Raw genomic sequence first — 17,015 nt, forward strand, 5'->3', positions numbered from 1 at the left:
GGCGTCCCAGGCGCACGGCCTTATAATGGCCGCCTTTGCGCAACTCATCGGGCTCTCAGTTCTTGGCAAATATAGATAACGCGGCCGCCGAAATGGCGGCCGCAGGCTTTTTCAGAATCGCCCTGGGCGTGGAATACAAAGGCTCGCGCTATCGTGGCTGGCAACGCCAGGCCTCCGGTGTGCCGACGGTGCAGGAAACCCTGGAGAAGGCGCTGTCGAAAGTCGCCGACTCACCGGTGTCGCTGATGTGCGCCGGGCGGACCGATGCCGGCGTGCACGCTTGCGGGCAAGTGGTGCACTTTGACACTCAGGCCGAGCGCTCGATGAAGGCATGGGTGATGGGCGCCAATATCAACTTGCCCCACGACGTCAGCGTCAGTTGGGCCAAGGTGATGCCGGCGGACTTTCACGCGCGCTTCAAGGCCATCGCCCGGCGTTATCGCTATGTGATCTACAACGATCAGATCCGCCCGGCCCATCTCAACGAAGAAATCACCTGGAACCACCGCCCGCTGGACGCCGAGCGCATGGCCGAGGCGGCCCAGCATCTTGTAGGTATCCACGATTTCAGCGCGTTCCGTGCCGGGCAGTGCCAGGCCAAGTCGCCGATCAAGGAAGTCCACCACCTGCGGGTGACGCGCCACGGCAAGATGATCGTGCTGGATATCCGCGCCGGCGCCTTCCTGCACCATATGGTGCGCAATATCGCCGGGGTGCTGATGACCATCGGTACCGGCGAACGCCCGGTGGAATGGGCCAGGGAAGTGCTGGAAAGCCGGATTCGCCGTACCGGCGGCGTCACGGCGCATCCGTTCGGCCTGTACCTGGTGGATGTGGAGTACCGCGACGAGTTCGAATTGCCCCAGCGATTCATCGGGCCACACTTCCTCACAGGTTTCAGCGAACTTGGCGGCTGACGCCCTCAAAAGCATTTGTTACCATCCGGGACTTTCCCGGACACGCCCTGAGGTTTCATCGACATGTCTGCCGTTCGCAGCAAGATTTGCGGGATTACCCGCATAGAAGACGCGTTGGCGGCGGTCGAGGCGGGGGCCGATGCCATCGGTTTCGTGTTTTATGCCAAAAGCCCGCGGGCGGTGAATGTGTTGCAGGCGCGGGCGATCATTGCCGCGTTGCCGCCGTTCGTGACCACCGTGGGGTTGTTCGTCAACGCCAGCCGCTGCGAGCTCAATGAAACCCTCGACGCCGCGCAACTGGACATGCTGCAGTTCCATGGCGATGAGAGTCCGGACGAGTGCGAGAGCTACCAGCGCCCGTACATCAAGGCGCTGCGGGTCAAGGCCGGGGACGATATTGCTGCGGCATGCGCTGCCTATGGCGGGGCTCGCGGGATTCTTCTCGACACCTACGTCGAAGGCGTTCCCGGTGGTACGGGCGAGGCGTTTGACTGGTCGTTGATTCCCGAGGGGTTGAGCAAGCCGATTATCCTCGCGGGCGGCCTGAATCCGGACAACGTGGCCAGTGCCATCCAGCAGGTTCGGCCGTATGCCGTGGACGTCAGCGGCGGGGTAGAGCAGGGCAAGGGCATCAAGGATCACGCAAGGATTCGCGCATTCATGCAGGCCGTGCGCGACAGCAGCGGGACGATGTGACGGCTGGCAGTCTGCCGCCGTCCATAACTACCACTGTGTAAAACAGCCCGGCGCCGCCTGTGGGAGGCCCGGAAATGAAGTGGCAACCCTGCACGGCAGGTTGTCTGGAAGGCTGAGGGCACAGGCAGGAAATGGCTGGTCGAACGTCTGACCCCGTCCAGTTTGTGTCATCGCCACATATGAATTTAGCTCAAGGGCATACGCGGGGCTGTGTTCAAGCCACCGGTACTGGAGAAAGAAAGCATGAGCAACTGGTTAGTAGACAAACTGATCCCTTCGATCATGCGTTCCGAGGTGAAGAAAAGCTCGGTTCCTGAAGGTCTTTGGCACAAGTGCCCATCCTGCGACGCGGTGCTGTACCGCCCGGAGCTGGAAAAGACCCTGGACGTTTGCCCCAAGTGCAATCACCACATGCGTATCGGCGCCCGCGCCCGCATTGATATTTTCCTCGACGCCGATGGTCGCTCCGAACTGGGCGCTGACCTGGAGCCGGTTGACCGTCTGAAGTTCCGCGACGGCAAGAAGTACAAGGACCGCCTGACCGCGGCCCAGAAGCAGACCGGTGAAAAGGACGCGCTGATTTCCGTCAGCGGCAAGCTGCTGGGCATGCCGGTGGTGGTTTCGGCCTTTGAATTCTCCTTCATGGGCGGCTCGATGGGCGCCATCGTCGGTGAGCGTTTTGTACGTGCCGCCAACTACGCGCTGGAAAACCGTTGCCCGATGATCTGCTTCGCCGCCTCAGGTGGTGCGCGGATGCAGGAAGCACTGATCTCCCTGATGCAAATGGCCAAGACCTCCGCGGTACTGGCGCGTCTGCGCGAAGAAGGTATTCCGTTCATCTCCGTGCTGACCGACCCGGTCTACGGTGGTGTTTCCGCCAGCCTGGCGATGCTGGGTGACGTGATCGTCGGTGAGCCGAAGGCGCTGATCGGCTTTGCCGGCCCGCGTGTTATCGAGCAAACCGTTCGCGAAAAACTGCCGGAAGGCTTCCAGCGCAGCGAGTTCCTGCTGGAGCACGGCGCGATCGACCTGATCATTCCGCGCGGCGAACTGCGTCCGCGCCTGGGTAGCCTGCTGGCGCAAATGATGGGCCTGCCGACACCTGTGTACGTCGCGCCTAAAATCGAGCCGATTGTCGTGCCACCGGTGCCTGCAAACATATGACCCAACGTACCCTGGGCGAATGGCTCGCCTACCTTGAGCAGTTGCATCCGTCAGCCATCGACATGGGCCTGGAGCGCTCGCAACAGGTAGCGGCCCGCCTCGGGTTGGGCCGGCCGGCGCCGCGTGTGATCACGGTGACCGGCACCAACGGCAAGGGCTCTACCTGCGCCTTTGTCGCGGCCTTGCTGCAAGCCCAGGGCCTGAAGGTCGGGGTGTACAACTCGCCGCACCTGCTGCGCTACAACGAACGGGTGCAGCTCAATGGCGTCGAAGCCACTGACGAGCAACTCTGCGAAGCCTTCGCCGCACTTGATGCCGGGCGTGGCGAGATTTCCCTGACCTATTTCGAGATGGGCACCCTGGCGGCGTTCTGGCTGTTCGAGCGTGCGCAGCTGGATGTGGTGGTGCTGGAAGTCGGCCTGGGTGGGCGTCTGGACACGGTCAACGTGGTGGATGCCGACCTGGCGCTGATTACCAGTATTGGTGTCGACCATGCGGACTACCTGGGTAACACCCGTGAGTCCGTGGCCTATGAAAAAGCCGGGATCTTCCGCCAGGGCAAGCCTGCACTGTGCGGCGACCTGGACCCGCCGCATACCTTGCTGGACAAGGTGCGCGAGCTGGATTGCCCGTTCTTCCTGCGTGGGCGTGATTTCAATCTCGAGATTGGCGACCAATTCTGGCAATGGCGCGGGCTTGACGCGCGCGGTCAAACTGTTGAGTTGCGCGACTTGCCACTGCTGAACCTGCCGATGGAAAACGCCGCGCTCGCGCTGCAAGCCTACCTGTTGCTGGATTTGCCCTGGCATGCCGAGCAGATTGCCGCTACGTTGCAGGCTACTCGCGTGGTGGGGCGCCTTGACCGGCGCACGTTCGACTGGGAGGGCAAGCGCCTGAACCTGCTGCTGGACGTGGGGCATAACCCTCACGCCGCTGAATACCTGGCCAGGCGCCTGGCACTCACGTCGCCCGCCGGTCGCCGCCTCGCGGTGTTCGGGTTGTTGTCCGACAAGGACCTGGACGGCGTGGTTGCACCCTTGCTGGGCGACGTCCAGGCCTGGGCGGTTGCACCGCTGGATACGTCCCGCAGTCGTCCTGCCATCGAGTTGCAGGTTGCCTTGCAGAACCTTGGCGCGTCCGTGACGTCCCATGCAAGCGTGACAGCCGCCCTGGAAGCCCAGTGCGCGGTTGCGACGCCTGAGGATGAGATTCTGTTGTTCGGATCATTTTATTGTGTTGCCGAGGCGCTCGAATGGTTGGCCCGGCGCTCCACGGAGGAAGCTGCACATGGCATTACTGGATAGCGCATACAAGCAGCGAATGGTTGGAGCCCTGGTCCTGGTGGCGTTGGCGGTGATTTTCCTGCCGATGCTGTTTTCCCGTCAGGATGAGCAGCGCCAAGTGACCGTTGAAGCGCCAGCTGCGCCCCAGGCGCCTGCGGTGCCTCAGGTTCAGGTTGAGCCGGTGGTGGTTCCCGAGCCGCAAGCGCTGCCGGAAGAAGAGCCGGTGCCGACCGATGACGAAGTGGCTGCACAGCAAGCGCCGTCGATGCCGGTGCAGCCGAGCGTGCCGGTGGTTAAGCCTGCGCCTGCTGCTCCTGCAGTTGCTGCGAAGCCTGCGGCGCCGGCGCCAGCGCCAAAACCTGTGGCCCCGCAACCTGCGGCACCAGGCAAGCCGGACGTGGGCCAGAGCCGTATTGACCCGAATGGCTTGCCGATCAGTTGGTCGATCCAGCTGGCCAGCCTGGCTAACCGCGAAAGTGCTGATGCGTTGCAGAAGAAGCTGCGCACCCAGGGTTACAACGCCTATATCCGCAGCGCCGATGGCAAGAACCGGGTATTCATCGGGCCGCTGATCGAGCGGGCTGAAGCCGATCGCCTGCGGGACCTGTTGGATCGCCAGCAGAACCTCAAGGGTTTTGTGGTTCGCTTCCAGCCCGAAAAAGGCTGAGGCTGCAAGGATTCAAGCTGGGATGCGGTCAATGTGGGAGCGGGCTTGCTCGCGAAGCGGTGTATCAGTCAGCAGATTTATTGGCTGCCCCACCGCCTTCGCGAGCAGGCCCGCTCCCACAAGTGTTTTGGGTGTGCCGCAACAGGCCGGTTTCCCCTATAACTCATTGATTTCAAATGCACTGCCAATCACAGCTTACCGATAGCCCAGCGCTCTGCTAAAATGCGCCGCCTTATCCGTCTGTAGGCTGAACTGTGCCATTTACCTGGGTTGATTGGGCGATCGTTGCAATCGTCGCCATCTCCGCTTTGATCAGTCTGAGCCGCGGCTTCGTCAAAGAAGCATTGTCGCTGCTGACATGGATCATCGCAGGAGTTGTAGCCTGGATGTTCGGCGGTTCATTGTCTGTCTATCTGGCCGGATACATCGAGACACCTTCGGCTCGCGTCATCGCGGGCTGCGCCATCATGTTCATCGCCACGTTGTTGGTGGGGGCAATGGTCAATTATCTTATCGGCGAATTGATACGCGTCACCGGCCTCTCCGGGACCGATCGATTTCTCGGCATGGCCTTCGGCGCCGCGCGTGGCGGCTTGCTGGTGGTCGTGGCGGTCGGGCTGTTGAGCCTGGGGCCGGTACAGCAGGATTCGTGGTGGCAGGAGTCGGTACTCGTGCCAAAATTTCTATTGGTTGCAGATTGGTCCAAAAACCTCATTTTGGGGTGGAGCAGTCAGTGGCTGGCCAGCGGGATCAGCGTACCCGCTGATCTTCCGTTCAAGGAACACCTCTTGCCGGCCAAAACGCCTCAGTAAGTTGTGTTCAGTCAAGATTCATTAAGTAGGGGTTGCGTCGCATGTGTGGCATCGTCGGTATCGTCGGTAAGTCGAACGTGAATCAGGCGCTGTATGACGCGCTAACCGTCCTCCAGCACCGCGGCCAGGATGCTGCCGGTATTGTGACCAGCCACGACGGCCGGTTATTCCTGCGCAAGGACAATGGTCTGGTGCGTGACGTGTTCCATCAGCGCCACATGCAGCGCCTGGTCGGGCACATGGGCATTGGCCACGTGCGCTACCCGACAGCGGGCAGCTCGACCTCGGCCGAAGCCCAGCCGTTCTACGTCAACTCGCCCTATGGCATCACCCTGGCGCACAACGGCAACCTGACCAACGTTGAACAACTGGCCAAGGAGATTTACGAATCTGACCTGCGCCACGTCAACACCAACTCGGACTCCGAAGTACTGCTGAACGTGTTCGCCCACGAGCTGGCCCAGCGCGGCAAGCTGCAGCCGACCGAAGAAGACGTGTTCGCTGCCGTGACTGACGTGCACAACCGCTGCGTCGGTGGCTATGCGGTAGTGGCGATGGTGACCGGCTACGGTATCGTCGGTTTCCGCGACCCCCACGGCATCCGCCCGATCGTGTTCGGCCAGCGTCATACCGACGAAGGCGTCGAGTACATGATCGCTTCCGAAAGCGTGTCCCTGGACGTGCTGGGCTTTACCCTGATTCGCGACCTGGCGCCGGGCGAAGCGGTCTACATCACTGAAGACGGCAAGCTGCACACCCGTCAGTGCGCACTGAACCCGAAACTCACCCCGTGCATCTTCGAACACGTCTACCTGGCGCGTCCGGATTCGATCATCGACGGTGTTTCGGTGTACAAGGCGCGCCTGCGCATGGGCGAGAAGCTGGCGGACAAGATCCTGCGCGAGCGCCCGGATCACGACATCGACGTGGTGATCCCGATCCCGGACACCAGCCGCACCGCTGCGCTGGAGTTGGCGAACCACCTGGGCGTGAAATTCCGCGAAGGCTTCGTCAAGAACCGTTACATCGGCCGTACCTTCATCATGCCTGGCCAGGCTGCGCGCAAGAAGTCGGTGCGCCAGAAGCTCAACGCGATCGAGCTGGAGTTCCGCGGCAAGAACGTGATGCTGGTGGATGACTCCATCGTACGCGGCACCACCTGCAAGCAGATCATCCAGATGGCCCGCGAAGCCGGTGCGAAGAACGTTTACTTCTGTTCCGCCGCGCCTGCCGTGCGTTACCCGAACGTGTACGGCATCGACATGCCGAGCGCCCACGAACTGATCGCCCACAATCGTTCGACCCAGGACGTTGCGGACCTGATCGGCGCCGACTGGCTGATCTACCAGGACCTGCCGGACCTGATCGAAGCCGTCGGTGGTGGCAAGATCAAGATCGAGGAGTTCGATTGCGCGGTGTTCGACGGCAAGTACGTCACCGGCGATGTCGACGAGGCCTACCTGAACAAGATCGAGCAGGCCCGTAACGATTCCTCGAAGATCAAGACCCAGGCGGTCAGCGCGATCATCGACCTGTACAACAACTGAGTAGACACCGGCCCTGAGGGGCCGGTTTTGTATCTTTGATAAAGCATTCGAGTTGAGGAGTAGAGCATGAGTCAGGAATGGGATGCCGGTCGCTTGGACAGCGACCTCGATGGCGTAGCTTTCGATACCCTGGCTGTGCGCGCCGGCCAGCACCGCACCCCGGAAGGTGAGCACGGTGACCCGATGTTTTTTACCTCCAGCTATGTGTTCCGTACTGCGGCCGACGCCGCTGCGCGTTTTGCCGGTGAAGTGCCAGGCAACGTTTATTCGCGTTACACCAACCCGACCGTGCGCGCGTTCGAAGAGCGTATCGCCGCGCTGGAAGGCGCCGAGCAAGCTGTCGCCACTGCCACGGGCATGGCTGCGATTCTCGCGGTAGTCATGAGCCTGTGCAGCGCCGGCGACCACGTCCTGGTATCGCGCAGCGTGTTTGGTTCGACCATCAGCCTGTTCGAAAAGTACTTCAAGCGTTTTGGTATTGAAGTCGACTACGTGCCGCTGGCGGACCTGTCCGGCTGGGACGCGGCCATCAAGGCCAACACCAAATTGCTGTTCGTCGAGTCGCCGTCCAATCCGTTGGCCGAGCTGGTGGACATTGCCGCATTGTCCGAAGTGGCCCACGCCAAGGGCGCGATGCTGATCGTCGACAACTGCTTCTGCACCCCTGCATTGCAGCAGCCGCTGAAGCTGGGCGCAGACATCGTTGTGCACTCGGCCACCAAGTTCATCGACGGCCAGGGCCGTTGCATGGGTGGCGTGGTTGCCGGCCGCAGCGAGCAGATGAAGGAAGTGGTGGGTTTCTTGCGCACCGCCGGCCCGACCCTGAGCCCGTTCAACGCCTGGATCTTCCTTAAAGGCCTGGAGACCTTGAGCCTGCGGATGAAGGCCCATTGTGCCAACGCCCAGGCCCTGGCCGAGTGGCTGGAGCAGCAGGACGGCATCGAGAAAGTCCACTACGCCGGCCTCAAGAGCCACCCGCAACACGAGTTGGCCCAGCGCCAGCAGCGTGGTTTCGGCGCCGTGGTGAGTTTCGAGGTCAAGGGCGGCAAAGAGGGCGCCTGGCGCTTTATCGATGCGACTCGCCTGATCTCCATCACCGCCAACCTGGGTGACAGCAAGACCACTATCACTCACCCGAGCACCACCTCCCACGGCCGCCTGGCGCCGCAGGAGCGTGAAGCTGCCGGGATTCGTGACAGCCTGATCCGCATTGCGGTGGGCCTGGAAGACGTCGCTGACCTGCAGGCCGACCTGGCCCGTGGGTTGGCTGCCCTGTGATCGAGTGGTCCATGGAGGCGGCGAGCGCCAGTAACGGGCGGGTCGCGCTGGTGACCGGCGCGGCGCGGGGCATCGGCCTGGGGATTGCCGCCTGGTTGATCAGCGAAGGCTGGCAGGTGGTATTGACGGACCTGGACCGTGAGCGCGGTTCCAAGGTGTCCAAGGTGCTCGGCGACAACGCCTGGTTTATTACCATGGACGTGGCCGATGAGCGGCAGGTTGCCCAGGGCGTGGCCGAGGTGCTTGGCCAGTTCGGGCGCCTGGATGCGCTGGTGTGCAATGCCGCCGTGGCCGACCCGCGCAACATCACCCTGGAAAGTCTCGACCTGGCTTACTGGAATCGTGTATTGGCGGTGAATCTCAGTGGTCCCATGTTGCTGGCCAAGCACTGTGCGCCCTACCTGCGGGCCCACGGCGGCGCCATCGTCAACCTGGCGTCGACCCGGGCACGCCAGTCGGAACCGGACACCGAAGCCTATGCGGCGAGCAAGGGCGGTTTGCTGGCCCTGACCCACGCGTTGGCTATCAGCCTCGGGCCGGAAGTACGGGTCAATGCCGTCAGCCCGGGCTGGATCGATGCCCGTGACCCGGCTGCACGCCGTGCCGAGCCGCTGACGGATGCGGATCACGCCCAGCACCCGGCGGGCAGGGTAGGCACTGTGGAAGACGTAGCGGCGATGGTGGCGTGGTTGCTGTCGCGCAATGCCGGGTTTGTCACCGGGCAAGAGTTCGTCGTCGACGGCGGCATGAGCAAGAAGATGATTTACACCGAGTAGGGCGGGTCGCGGTCCTGAAGCCATTTTGTCTTTTTCAGAAAAACTTCAAGCAGGCTATTGACTTAGGTCCGCTACCTGCGTAAATTTCGCGGCCTCAACGAAGCAAAGGGTGATTAGCTCAGCTGGGAGAGCATCTGCCTTACAAGCAGAGGGTCGGCGGTTCGATCCCGTCATCACCCACCACTTCTTGAGAGTTTTGCCCTAGGGCAAGACGCAACGTTAAAGGTTGCACCGACGCGCAGCGGTAGTTCAGTCGGTTAGAATACCGGCCTGTCACGCCGGGGGTCGCGGGTTCGAGTCCCGTCCGCTGCGCCATATTTTCCAGGTCTGATGTTTCAGATTTGAGATTGAACAGCCAAGGCTGGTCAGTCAGATGTTTGAAGGCGGTTGAAGGTGACACTTCAGCAGTCTGAGCGATACGCAGCGGTAGTTCAGTCGGTTAGAATACCGGCCTGTCACGCCGGGGGTCGCGGGTTCGAGTCCCGTCCGCTGCGCCATATCTGTTCCAGGGCCCACTGAACGCCCTGAGACGCCAAAGCAAGCCGCTGGCTTGGTTGGATCGATAGCAAAGACCCTGGTCGAAAGACCGGGGTTTTTTGTGTCTGCGATTTGGTGCCGGCGCGGCAAGTACAGGGGCCGGCAAGCCAGCCCCGTGGTCCGGGGTCAGAATCCCAGCTTGTCCCGCAACCCGTAATACCAGGCCCCCAGCGCCGCAAACGGCGTGCGCAACAGTTGTCCGCCGGGGAAGGGGTAGTGCGGCAGGCCGGCAAACGCATCAAAACGTTCTGCCTGGCCTCTCAGCGCTTCCGCCAGTACCTTGCCCGCCAAGTGGGTATACGTCACGCCATGGCCGCTACAGCCCTGGGAGTAGTAGATGTTATCCCCCAGGCGACCGACCTGCGGCAGGCGCGACAAGGTCAGCAGGAAATTGCCGGTCCAGGCGTAGTCGATCTTCACGTCCTTGAGTTGCGGGAAGGCCTTGAGCATCTTCGGCCGGATGATCGCCTCGATATTCGCCGGGTCACGCGCGCCGTACACCACGCCACCGCCGAAGATCAGGCGCTTGTCGCTCGTCAGGCGGTAGTAGTCCAGCAGGTAATTGCAGTCCTCGACGCAGTAATCCTGTGGCAGCAGCGTCTTCGCCAGTTCATCGCCCAGTGGTGCGGTGGTAATCACCTGCGTACCACACGGCATCGACTTGGCCGCCAGTTCCGGAACCAGGTTCCCCAGATAGGCGTTGCCCGCGACAATAATGAACTTGGCCCTGACCTTGCCGTGCGCCGTATGCACCACCGGATTGGCGCCGCGCTCGATGCGAGTCGCCGCCGACTGCTCATAAATGGTGCCGCCCAGGGACTCCACGGCTGCCGCCTCGCCCAGCGCCAGGTTCAGCGGGTGAATGTGCCCGCCGCTCATGTCGAGCAGGCCGCCCACATAGTTGTCACAGGCGACCACCTCGCGAATGCGCCGCTCGTCCAGCAACTCCAGCTGGGTGTGGCCGTAGCGCTCCCACAGGCGCTTCTGCGACTCCAGGTGGCCCATGTGCTTGCTGTTCAGTGCCGCGAACACACCGCCGTCCTTCAGATCGCACTGGATCTGATACTTGGCCACCCGCTCCCGAATGATCCTGCCGCCTTCAAATGCCATGTCGCCGAGTAATTTCGCCTGCTGGGGGCCGACACTGCGCTCGATCACATCGATATCACGGCTGTAGCTGTTGACGATCTGCCCACCATTGCGGCCCGACGCGCCAAAGCCTACCTTGGCAGCTTCCAGCACTGTCACGCGAAAGCCGTTTTCCAGCAGGAACAGCGCACTGGACAGGCCGGTATAACCGGCGCCAATCACGCACACATCGGTTTCGACTTCACCTTGCAGCTCTGGGCGAGGAGGTACCGCATTCGCAGACGCGGCGTAATACGACTGGGGGTAGGGGGTGTTCGCCATCCTGGAACCTCTGTTTTATATTTTTTACGAGTGCGCCGATCCTACCTGAGTTGAAAATCCGCTGCCAGCCGCCGGAAAATACCGTTGTGCTGGCCACAAATAAAAAATTCGCATATTCATAGGCTTAGCTGCAAAAAAGGTGTTGACACCCCTCGGGAATTCCGTAGAATGCCGCCTCACAGCAGGCACGTAGCTCAGTTGGTTAGAGCACCACCTTGACATGGTGGGGGTCGTTGGTTCGAGTCCAATCGCGCCTACCAAACAAAATCCGCTCTGCTGGGCGGTCTAGAAGGGCTCACCGAAAGGTGAGCCCTTTTTTGTTGCCTGTGTTTCGTCCTGAATGAGGTCTACACCTTCTGATCTATTTCCAGGAGGGCGTAATGGAGGCAGGAAAAAGGCGTAGTCATCGAGACTACACGCTGACCTTTAAATTGTCGGTCGTCGACCAAGTCGAAACGGCGAGCTGGGCTGTAAATAGGCTCAAGAGCGCTACCGGATTCAAGGCAAAACTACCGTTCTGACGCGGTTACGCAAGCGTGGTCGGCAAGAGTGTAGCCCCGGCACATAGATTGGCTCGCCGGGATGGGGTCTGTGCCCGACAGAAACCGACCACTAACGCCATGGCAACGCATCAAAGATGCTTGAAGAACAGTTGGCGTTTTCCAATCAGAAAGCGCAGTTTTTCGAGGCGGTCGTGGATGTCTTGAAAAACGCCTACGGTCTCTCTGTCGTAAAAAAGCGTCCCGGCAATTCCTCGCGCATAAACCAATCCAGAACCTGAGCATCAGCAGGGCTTGCCAGTGCTTGGAGATAAGCCGACAGGCTTACTGCAAACGCAATCGCACCGATGCAACTCGTCTGGTTCTGGATCAGAAAGTTGCCGACTTCGTTCAACAAAAAAGTCAGCGTCGGCCGCGTTTGGGTACCCGAAAGCTGCACCACTTGCTGCGTTGCCAGCCTCAACTTGAACTGCAAGTGGGGCGAGATCGGCTGTTTTCGATCCTGCACCGAAGGCGTGGTCCGCCAGCGGGCGTAGCACAAGACGACCGACAGTCATCATCGCTTTCTGCGCCATCCGCACCTACTTAAACCGGGTCCTGATCAGGTTGTTCAAATCGGTCCGGAAAAAATCCGGGTAGCTGACATCACCTAGCTGCCCGTTCAGGAAGGTGTGGCCTATCTGAGACTTGTGACGGATGCTTTTTCGCGAAAGGTCGTGGTTACCAGGTCCATGAAAGTCTGCACACCGAGTCGGTAGTGCAGGTTACGTCGAGCCGTGAATCAGGCTCAAACCGCGCAGCCACTGGTTCATCACTCGGACAGAGCCGGCCAGTATCGCTTGGGAATGTACCAGGAACAGCACGCGAAACACGGCATCCGGTGTTCCATGACGGGCGGCTATGACTGACTGCTACCAAAATGCTTTGGCAGAGCGGGTCAACGGGATCTTGAGGGCGGCGCTTCTGCCTGAGCGACCACAGGATTTCATGCAGTCCGTAGAGCCAAACGTTACTCAGCGCATGCTCAACGAATTATCGCCATCACCGACGAATGGGGGAACGCCGTGACCGCGCTGCGGCTTGGCAGGCGTACGCCGGAGCGATTGCTCGTTGATTGCGATCAAATGTATAAACGGTAGGTCTTGACAGGACAGAGATTCTTTCTCACAGAAGGCAAGATAAAAAACAATATTATCAATTGCTTGCGCAAGACCTTTATAAAATAACTGTATGGATGTACAGTTAGTCGGTGCCGATTTGGCGCCAATAAAAGAATTTAGAGAGAGTTCATGCCGATTTACAGAGATACCCCTTACGTCTTCACCCCGGACCCTGAGAATGATAATGGGCCACGGATCCAAGCGCTGTTGAAAGCCGGTTACCGTTGGCTCCAAATCAACGGTACCGAATGCCCAATCGGCACCACCGTTCTTCTGAATCGTGACGACAAATGGCCGTATAGCGGGCAGATCATTGAGCCAGCACCTGGCATCGACAAGGTGACAATCGACTGCACAGGCGTGGGCAGACACCCGGATCAGCCGTCTAACCCTAGCTATGCGGCTATCGACTATCAGGGCAACGTGCTTCCGGCCAGCTACCTGACCGCCATCGCGCATGTGAATACCACCCAGATTTTTGTCGGTGACTCATCGAAGTACACCAACGGCGACTGGATCGTTATTTCTGACGCGTCGACTGATTTCCCCAATATGCCGCTGCCACTCGATGGCCCTATGGAAGTCCGCCAGGTCATCTTTGTTCTGGCTGGATCGTTGATCATCAACCGCGTGATCAAGCGTGAACACCCGCTGGGCGCCATTGTCGCCAAGTGCACGCCGATCCAAAACGTATACATCCGCAACCTTGAGTTCACCGGTAACGCCACCGTCGGCCTGCATATGCACTACGCGCAGCAGTGCGTACTTGAAAACATTACGTCGGTGGATTGGAGAGGTCGATGCATGCTGTTGCTCGACAACGGCGGTGAGAACAACCTGATCCTGAATAGCTACTGTACCGGTACCGAAGCAGGCGTAGGCCCTGAGCAAAATGCCTGGGGTGTGGTGGTGGAGGGGCAGGACTCGACCAAAATAGTTAACTCTGGCGGCGAGCGGTGCGGCAACGGTGCGGCGATGACCTATAGCATTGACACCGTGTTCGTAAACACCCGGGCCAGGCTGAATACGGTGAACGCCGCTGTAACGTTTGCATCTATCCGTAGCGGATTCTTGAGGCCAAAAGTAGGCAGCCCGCTCGCCCTGAACACATACATCAGTGATGATAGCGTCGATTGTTACATCGTTAATCCACAGCCGTTTTCCTAAAAACAGGCATTAAAAAGCCCGCTTTTTGCGGGCTTTTTCATGTTACAGCGGAACGTGCTGCAGGTTTTTAGGATCGTCGAGTGACCTCGCGATCTTCTTGCCAAGGAGATGTGTCGGGTTTTCGATGGCCTTGTGTATCAACCAAGATAACAGGATCGTTATAGCTGTTTGAATAATCAATGCCGGAATTTCGCTGATACCTTGGTCGATCATGATGCGCATTCCTACGATGCCAAAGGCACCATGGCATGCATACAGGGGGTAGCTGATATTCGCCAGGAAGTCGAACACCGGGCCGCCACTCCAGTCCTGGGCCAGTAGGTAGAAGGATGTGAACAGTGCAAAGGCGGCACAGTAGGAAACGATAACCTCGATCTGCCACCCCTCTGTGATACAGCTGTAACCGAAAACGCAAAGCATTCCTGCGGAAATGGCAAACAGCCGTTCAAGACTCAGCAGGCCTCGGAAGTGATAATTAAACGCCACGCCGATCAGCATGAAGAAGATGTATTTGATCGGGTAAACAAAGGCGGCAAGCGGTCCCGTTTGGTAGATATTCCCCGGATAGAGGTTCGCGGCCAGGATGGTTGCGATACCCAGGGCGAATAGAGGAAAGAGCTTGCCCCTGCCAATCATCGACCAACACAGAAGTACCACCAGGTAAAACTTGATTTCCACTTCAAGCGTCCATACAACCCCGTCCAACGGTGTCGAGCTGCCGAACCAGTCACGGAACAACGACATCTGCATCAGTACTTGTGGTGCAGTGTATGAGGTTGTGTAACCCATGTAGCCCGCAGCAGCCTCCAGCGCACCAAGCGTGATCAGCAGCCCGACAATGTAGGTAGGCCAGATCCTGAACAACCGACCTATGACAAACTTCGTTTTTGCGAGCTGCTTGCCTTGCAGGCTGGCGACTGAGATTGGAATCACCAGGCCACTGATCAGGAAGAACAAAGCAACACCGAACGCACCCATGTTCAAATTGTCGAGCGGGTTGAAGACGCTGATCATCATGCCTGGAAACGGGTTCTCCGCAAGTGCCGGAAGGCCGCCGAATTCACCGCGGAGATAGTTGAACATCAGGATGTAGTGGGCAATGACCACACAGATGGCTGCGATACCGCGTAAGGCGTTCGCAAAAGCGATCCGTTGCATGATTTTTCCTTTTTATTTCTGACATGTTTCGATTTTGTGGCGAATTCTATACAGATTGCACTCGTAAAGCCAAAAGCTGGTGTCATTCTGCCTATGTTGTGAATTTCTTTAGCTCCGTCAGCAGTTGCTGGTTCTCCCTGAGCAGGTAGTCGCGTTGGTCGGCAGCAAGCTTCATGCTGAGAATGCCGGGCTCCGTGGACGCCCGCTTCAATTCGCCGAGTTCGATCTGCGGTCTCTTCAGAGCGCTCTCTGCCTTCTTCGCTCAAGAAATATTCCCTGAATGGCTTTCTCTTGCCCCCAACCCGAAGGCTTCCCTAGGACTGGCGATCATTTCCTCTCGCGAGGCGCTAAAAAAACGATACTTATGCCTAGTGCGGCTTATGCTTTTTATTTAATTGACCGGATGGAATGCAGCGTGAGGTTGGGCAGGCATTGTTGAATTATTTTTTGAGCTTAAGTTGAATGCGCGTCGCCAGTAGAAACCCAGTATCAGCAGAAATATAGGGCCTGTAGATGGGGAAGACAGACCATCTTGAAATACATTGAATACAGTAAAGAATGGTATGACCATTGCCATCATTGCAATGTAAAATCTCTTTTGAAATTCATCTTTTTGAGGGGTTTTGAAGAAAGGTTTTACGATGCTCCACAGAAATATCAGATAGAACAATCCAGCAAGACCTCCCATTTTCCAAATGGCACCTAAATATTGATTGTGCGGCGTATAACCTGAGGTGCTCACATCATTATCGAAGTAGCCAAGCTCAGAGTTAAAAAGCCCATAGCCACCAAAGCCAGTACCGAATATCGGGCTGCTTATTAAGTCATCAATAATTATCATGTACAGGCCTAATCTTCCTGATGAAACCCCATCCCAATTTCCAGAGTAGATATTGTCTGTCATCAAAAGTATTTTGGCGAATAACTCAATAAAGTAGTCTGAAAAAATCGCTATTATGGTTGCAGATGTAACGATGGCAAGCGTGATGTATAGAGCAGCTCTAAATATCCTGCCGACTGTCATTTTTCCCGCGAAGAAGCAACATGCGCAACTAACGATTAAACCAAATGCAGCTTGTCTAGATCCACTGCCTAGGACGAGTATCAAGCTGCACAACATTCCAGTGTAGGAAATAATCCGTATGCTTTTTTTGGGTTTCATGATTACGCCTAGCGCTAGACAAATCATGAATGCCGTCGAAAAAAATACAGCTATTCCATTTATTCCATTGCTACCATGAAATTTCATACCGAAAAATGTAGGGTCGAAGACGGCACCGTAAATGACTTCGCCTGGGATACGCTCAAATTCAGTAAATATAGTAACGTGGCCCTTCATGAAAATCGCGTCAACCGTTGCTGCAAGCGCGGTTGCCGTGAGTAGATAGATTAATGTCTTGTTGAACCTGTCAGGGTGAATGCTTGACTCTCCAATATTTCTACCCAGCAAATAGACCAGGTATGGCTTGAAGAAAAACGCTATGGAGAAAATAGATCTGGCGATGTTTCCCGGCTGGATAAATAATTGTATGTATATTAGTGAGATGAAAGAGAAAATTATGCTGAGTAGCAGCCACTTATTTATCTTGTGGTGAATGATTAGTATGTAAGGGAGGATAAGTAGGCATAGCAAGTCAGATGGGGCAATTTCAACGCCAAGAGCAGGCACGAATATTCTTAGTGGAATGCACAGTAAAACAGCTGATAAAAACAAAAGCATGTTCGACTATCCCTGTAGTAACAAAACTTAAAAAGGCACACTTCATGCATTCTTTATTGTCTTGAGCGCCTTTTGAGGCAGCGTCATGCCGCCCATCTGCGCGCCAGAATAGTTAACTTGTCATGGCAAGCTTGCCGAAAGCGCGAAACGTGATCGAAAATTGATAAGTGGCATGATGGTTCCTTTGTATTGCGGTAATCGAAGATCCGTTCGAATTGCTGAA

The 17,015-nt window shown here is 57.8% G+C and carries 13 protein-coding genes, 4 tRNA genes and 1 pseudogene; 15 read left to right on the forward strand and 3 right to left on the reverse strand.

What is annotated here, in order from left to right:
• The first annotated feature begins 92 nt into the window (after nucleotides 1-92).
• The 12 genes from truA (at nucleotide 93) to HX801_RS05895 (ending at nucleotide 9,637) form a co-directional block, all read left to right on the forward strand.
• Entirely contained in the window at nucleotides 93-917 is an 825-nt protein-coding gene (gene truA / locus HX801_RS05840) for a tRNA pseudouridine(38-40) synthase TruA (RefSeq protein WP_003212671.1), read from the forward strand.
• A gap of 63 nt (nucleotides 918-980) precedes the next feature.
• Nucleotides 981-1,613: a phosphoribosylanthranilate isomerase gene (locus HX801_RS05845; RefSeq protein WP_177021765.1), complete on the forward strand. Its 633-nt coding sequence runs from the start codon at nucleotides 981-983 to the stop codon at nucleotides 1,611-1,613.
• Between the two features lie 243 nt (nucleotides 1,614-1,856).
• Nucleotides 1,857-2,777: an acetyl-CoA carboxylase, carboxyltransferase subunit beta gene (gene accD / locus HX801_RS05850; RefSeq protein ID WP_003212675.1), complete on the forward strand. Its 921-nt coding sequence runs from the start codon at nucleotides 1,857-1,859 to the stop codon at nucleotides 2,775-2,777.
• Nucleotides 2,774-4,081 carry a bifunctional tetrahydrofolate synthase/dihydrofolate synthase gene (gene folC, locus HX801_RS05855; RefSeq protein ID WP_177021766.1) on the forward strand — a complete coding sequence of 436 codons (1,308 nt, stop codon included), beginning with the start codon at nucleotides 2,774-2,776 and terminating at the stop codon, nucleotides 4,079-4,081. Before accD ends, folC begins: the two co-directional genes overlap by 4 nt.
• Nucleotides 4,065-4,727: an SPOR domain-containing protein gene (locus tag HX801_RS05860; protein ID WP_087693954.1), complete on the forward strand. Its 663-nt coding sequence runs from the start codon at nucleotides 4,065-4,067 to the stop codon at nucleotides 4,725-4,727. The genes folC and HX801_RS05860 overlap by 17 nt, the downstream gene beginning before the upstream one ends.
• A 254-nt stretch (nucleotides 4,728-4,981) precedes the next feature.
• Nucleotides 4,982-5,539 (forward strand): CvpA family protein, encoded by a 558-nt coding sequence (locus HX801_RS05865; protein ID WP_003212681.1) that lies wholly within the window; start codon nucleotides 4,982-4,984, stop codon nucleotides 5,537-5,539.
• Between the two features lie 41 nt (nucleotides 5,540-5,580).
• Nucleotides 5,581-7,086: an amidophosphoribosyltransferase gene (gene purF, locus HX801_RS05870; protein ID WP_003212683.1), complete on the forward strand. Its 1,506-nt coding sequence runs from the start codon at nucleotides 5,581-5,583 to the stop codon at nucleotides 7,084-7,086.
• Between the two features lie 66 nt (nucleotides 7,087-7,152).
• Nucleotides 7,153-8,364 carry an O-succinylhomoserine sulfhydrylase gene (locus tag HX801_RS05875; protein WP_008438742.1) on the forward strand — a complete coding sequence of 404 codons (1,212 nt, stop codon included), beginning with the start codon at nucleotides 7,153-7,155 and terminating at the stop codon, nucleotides 8,362-8,364.
• A gap of 11 nt (nucleotides 8,365-8,375) precedes the next feature.
• Nucleotides 8,376-9,140 (forward strand): SDR family oxidoreductase, encoded by a 765-nt coding sequence (locus tag HX801_RS05880; RefSeq protein WP_003212687.1) that lies wholly within the window; start codon nucleotides 8,376-8,378, stop codon nucleotides 9,138-9,140.
• A 107-nt stretch (nucleotides 9,141-9,247) separates the two neighbouring features.
• A tRNA-Val gene (locus HX801_RS05885) sits at nucleotides 9,248-9,323 on the forward strand.
• Nucleotides 9,324-9,378: 55 nt separating this feature from the next.
• A tRNA-Asp gene (locus HX801_RS05890) sits at nucleotides 9,379-9,455 on the forward strand.
• Between the two features lie 105 nt (nucleotides 9,456-9,560).
• Nucleotides 9,561-9,637: transfer RNA gene (locus HX801_RS05895), tRNA-Asp, on the forward strand.
• Nucleotides 9,638-9,803: 166 nt separating this feature from the next.
• Here HX801_RS05895 and HX801_RS05900 read toward each other — a convergent pair.
• Nucleotides 9,804-11,087: an FAD-binding oxidoreductase gene (locus HX801_RS05900; protein WP_003212689.1), complete on the reverse strand. Its 1,284-nt coding sequence runs from the start codon at nucleotides 11,085-11,087 to the stop codon at nucleotides 9,804-9,806.
• A gap of 183 nt (nucleotides 11,088-11,270) precedes the next feature.
• On the opposite strand from HX801_RS05900, the gene HX801_RS05905 reads away from it, so the two are divergent.
• From HX801_RS05905 to HX801_RS05915, 3 genes and pseudogenes are all read left to right on the forward strand, one after another.
• Nucleotides 11,271-11,347 (forward strand) — tRNA-Val (locus HX801_RS05905).
• Nucleotides 11,348-11,467: 120 nt separating this feature from the next.
• A pseudogene (locus tag HX801_RS31960) lies at nucleotides 11,468-12,589 on the forward strand (IS3 family transposase); the annotation flags it as partial.
• 287 nt (nucleotides 12,590-12,876) lie between these two features.
• Nucleotides 12,877-13,914 carry a hypothetical protein gene (locus HX801_RS05915; RefSeq protein ID WP_177021768.1) on the forward strand — a complete coding sequence of 346 codons (1,038 nt, stop codon included), beginning with the start codon at nucleotides 12,877-12,879 and terminating at the stop codon, nucleotides 13,912-13,914.
• A 42-nt stretch (nucleotides 13,915-13,956) separates the two neighbouring features.
• Here HX801_RS05915 and HX801_RS05920 read toward each other — a convergent pair whose 3' ends face one another.
• Nucleotides 13,957-15,072: an acyltransferase gene (locus HX801_RS05920; protein ID WP_177021769.1), complete on the reverse strand. Its 1,116-nt coding sequence runs from the start codon at nucleotides 15,070-15,072 to the stop codon at nucleotides 13,957-13,959.
• 391 nt (nucleotides 15,073-15,463) lie between these two features.
• Nucleotides 15,464-16,792 carry an O-antigen ligase gene (locus HX801_RS05925; protein ID WP_177021770.1) on the reverse strand — a complete coding sequence of 443 codons (1,329 nt, stop codon included), beginning with the start codon at nucleotides 16,790-16,792 and terminating at the stop codon, nucleotides 15,464-15,466.
• Nucleotides 16,793-17,015: the final 223 nt, after the last annotated feature.

This window comes from Pseudomonas sp. G1002, from assembly GCF_013385455.1.
Taxonomy (GTDB): Bacteria; Pseudomonadota; Gammaproteobacteria; order Pseudomonadales; family Pseudomonadaceae; genus Aquipseudomonas.